This is a genomic window from Brevundimonas sp., assembly GCF_018608325.1.
Classification (GTDB): domain Bacteria; phylum Pseudomonadota; class Alphaproteobacteria; order Caulobacterales; family Caulobacteraceae; genus Brevundimonas.
This window is the reverse complement of sequence record NZ_JABAZW010000022.1, coordinates 1-2,476: the sequence shown is the minus strand read 5'-3', so window position 1 is coordinate 2,476 and position 2,476 is coordinate 1. Positions and strand designations below refer to the sequence as shown.

The 2,476-nt window shown below is 67.7% G+C and carries 3 protein-coding genes and 1 pseudogene; 3 read left to right on the top strand and 1 reads right to left on the bottom strand.

Features of this window, described 5'->3' with window-relative positions; genetic code table 11:
• The 3 genes and pseudogenes from trpA to QZ281_RS02285 form a co-directional block, all read left to right on the top strand.
• A pseudogene (gene trpA / locus QZ281_RS02295) lies at positions 1–123 on the top strand (tryptophan synthase subunit alpha); the annotation flags it as partial.
• Positions 124–133: 10 nt separating this feature from the next.
• The gene (gene accD, locus QZ281_RS02290) at positions 134–1,024 is read left to right on the top strand and encodes an acetyl-CoA carboxylase, carboxyltransferase subunit beta (RefSeq protein ID WP_292224242.1); all 891 of its coding nucleotides are present in this window, start codon (positions 134–136) and stop codon (positions 1,022–1,024) included.
• 7 nt (positions 1,025–1,031) lie between these two features.
• A complete protein-coding gene (locus QZ281_RS02285; RefSeq protein ID WP_292224239.1) occupies positions 1,032–2,303 on the top strand; it encodes a folylpolyglutamate synthase/dihydrofolate synthase family protein in 1,272 nt (423 codons plus the stop codon).
• Positions 2,304–2,346: 43 nt separating this feature from the next.
• Here QZ281_RS02285 and QZ281_RS02280 read toward each other — a convergent pair.
• Positions 2,347–2,476 (bottom strand): hypothetical protein (locus tag QZ281_RS02280; RefSeq protein WP_292224259.1); only part of this gene is annotated, 130 nt, incomplete at its 5' end.

Here is a 2,476-nt window from a genome sequence, read left to right as displayed (position 1 = left end):
GAAGTCGCCGCCGCCGTTGCCGCGAACGAAGCCGCCGCCCCGCGCGTTCTGGCCAAGGTGAAGTCGCTGAGCGATGCAGTTCGATCTGTCGCCGCTAGTGCTTCCGTCGCGGAAACCGTTTAAGAGCGCCCCCATGGTCGACAAGAACAAGCCGCAGGAAAAGCGCGGCGGATGGCTGAGCCGCTTTGCGCCCGGCGTCCGCAAGATCGTCTCTCGCCGGGACACGCCTGACAATCTCTGGGTCAAGGATCCCGATACCGGCGAGATGCTGTATCGCTCGGATCTGGAGACCTCGCTGTGGGTCACGCCGTCGGGCCGTCATATGCGGATCGACGCGCCGACACGCCTGCGCGCCACCTTCGATGACGCCAAGTATGAGGCCATCGAAACCCCGGACGTGCCGGAAGATCCGCTGAAATTCTCGGACGGCAAATCCTATAAGGATCGCCTGAGCGCCGCGCGCAAGGCGGCGGGCCGCAAGGACACCATGGCCATCGGCTACGGCTCCGTCGGTGGTCAGAACGCGGTCGTGATCGTTCAGGACTTCACCTTCATGGGCGGGTCGTTGGGCATGGCGGCGGGCGAGGCCTTCATCAAGGCCGCGCGCGAGGCCGTGGCCCGCAAGGTGCCGCTGATCTGCTTCACCGCCGCTGGCGGCGCGCGGATGCAGGAAGGCGCCTTGTCGCTGATGCAGATGGCGCGCACGACCCTGGCCATTGAGGAAATCAAGGAAGCCCAGCTGCCTTACGCCGTAGTCCTGACGGACCCGACGACGGGCGGCGTGACGGCCTCCTACGCCATGCTGGGCGATGTGCATCTGGCCGAACCGGGCGCCCTGATCGGGTTCGCCGGTCCGCGCGTGATCGAGGCCACCATCCGCGAGAAACTGCCGCCGGGCTTCCAGCGCGCCGAATATCTGCAGGAAAAAGGCATGGTCGACCGCGTGGTCGTGCGCGCCGACCTGCCGCGCGTGCTGGGCGAAATCCTGTCGATGCTGATGGGCGGAACCCGTCAGGCGGCCTGACCGGCTGATGGACCCGATCTCCGAACGTCTCAGGGCGCGGCATCCGCAACGGATCGACCTGTCGCTGGATCGGATGAAGGCCCTGTGTGCGGCGCTGGGTGATCCCCAGCACCGCCTGCCGCCCGTGGTTCATGTGGCGGGAACCAACGGCAAGGGCTCGACCGTTTCAATGATCCGCGCCATCGCCGAGGCGGCGGGGCTGAAGGTTCACGCTTACACCTCGCCCCATCTGGTGCGGTTCAACGAGCGTATTCGTTTGGCCGGAAAACTGATCGAGGACGATCAGCTGAACGCCATCCTCGACCGGATCGAGGCGGTGTCCGGTGAGGCGACCGTGTTCGAAAGCACGACCGCCGCCGCCTTTGTCGCCATGTCCGAAACCCCCGCTGATCTGGCCATCATCGAGGTGGGGCTGGGCGGGGTTCTGGACGCGACCAATGTGATCGAACGTCCGCTGCTCAGCGTGATCGCGCCGGTCGACTATGACCATGCCGAGTTCCTCGGAACAGATCTGGCGGGCATAGCGGCGGAAAAGGCCGGGGTGCTGAAGCCGGGCGCGCCTGGCGTGATCGCGCGCCAGCAGGAAGTCGCCATGGCCGCCATCGAACGGGCGGCGCAGGCGGTTCATGCGCCGCTGACCGTCATGGGCGTGGACTTCGACGCCTGGGCCGAGCGGGGCGGGTTGGCGTTTCAGGATCAGGAACGGTTTCTGGACCTGCCCGCGCCGGGTCTGGCGGGCGCGCACCAGATCGACAATGCGGGCGTGGCCATCGCGGCGGCGCTGGAGCTGGATCTGCCGGAAGCCGCCATCGCCGAGGGTCTGAAATCCGTGCGCTGGCCTGCGCGCCTGCAACGGATTTCGGCTGGCCCCTATGGTGATGCGGCCCGGGCGGCGGATGCCGAACTGTGGCTGGACGGAGGGCATAATCCCCACGCCGCGCGGGCGCTGGCGGCGTTTCTGGCGGATCGTCAGGCGCGGGCGCCGCGTCCCCTGGCCCTGATCTGCGGCATGTTGGCGAACAAGGACGCAGGCGGTTTCTTCGCCGCGTTGAAGGACAGCCACGCCACCGTCTTCACCGTCGGCTTTGACGGGACAGCGGCGGACCCGGCGGCGCTGGCCGCCGTGGCGCGCGGCCATGGTCTGGCGACGCCTGCCGGTTCGGTCGATGAGGCGCTGAAGCTGGCGCTGCGTCTGGGCGCAGGCCGCGTCGCAATCTGCGGCTCGCTGTATCTGGCCGGCGAAGTGCTGGGCGCCAGCCGCGAGACCTGGCCGGACTGACGACGCTTTGAGCTTCCCGCCTCGGAACGGGAGAGGGAGTTCTTTATTTGCTCATCCAAGGACGGGACTTGCCCGCCGCGATCCGGGCGTTCTGTTCGCGCTGGAAGCGGCCGCCGCGCGGGGCCTTGGGGCGGGCGTCCAGCTTGGCGTTCTTCAGGCGCAGGGCCTTCTGG